The organism is Paenalcaligenes sp. Me52 (genome assembly GCF_050487965.1).
Classification (GTDB): Bacteria; Pseudomonadota; Gammaproteobacteria; order Burkholderiales; family Burkholderiaceae_B; genus Paenalcaligenes.
On the sequence record NZ_JBKQFO010000024.1, the window covers coordinates 1 to 670 of the forward strand.

Below are 670 nucleotides of genomic sequence, written 5' to 3' on the forward strand. Positions count from 1 at the left end.
GCTCCGGTGGACGACCAATCCGTGCTTTGCCATTCGCGACCACAATCGGGCGTTCCATTAGCTTCGGATTATCCACCATCGCCTGAATCAGCGCCTCTTCGCTAAGTGAAATGTCAGCCAGGTTCAGTTCTTTATAAAGATCCTCTTTTTGGCGCATCAATTCACGAGCGCTATTCATCCCCAGCATTTTCAGCAAATCACGCAGCGTTGCCGCCTCGGCGGGTGTCTCAAGGTAGAGCACCACTTCTGGCTCCACGCCGTTTTCTTTCAGCAGGTTCAGCGTTTCCCGGCTCTTTGAACAGCGTGGGTTATGGTAGATTTTTACCTGTTTGGTCATTGTTCTTCCTTTAATGCGAATTACATCTTGGTATAAGGCTTAAATCGTTCCTGCAGCTGGCGCAACTGGTCGATGCGCGCATCGTAACGCGCTTGTTGCAGGCTGCCTAATTTCACCTGAGAACTGGCGCTACTCAACAAGGAAATAGCCTGATCGAGTCGCCCGGCGAGCGCATAACCTTCTGCTCGCGCAGCCAGTTCCTGATCGCGGTTATTTAGTGCGGCTTCCGCCTGTGCCAGTAAATCCCAGCCGTTGCTGTCATCTTTATTGTTAAAAGTGTAGCGATTCAGAATATTGGCCGCTTCCTGTGGTTGCCCCCCTTGCAGATAAGCG

At 51.6% G+C, this 670-nt stretch carries 1 protein-coding gene and 1 pseudogene; both read right to left on the reverse strand.

Annotated features, from left to right (window positions below; genetic code table 11):
* On the reverse strand, positions 1-337 hold a 337-nt coding region (gene arsC, locus ACLO87_RS16755), incomplete at its 3' end, for an arsenate reductase (glutaredoxin) (protein ID WP_430224338.1).
* A 20-nt stretch (positions 338-357) separates the two neighbouring features.
* Positions 358-670: pseudogene (locus tag ACLO87_RS16760) on the reverse strand (hypothetical protein); the annotation flags it as partial.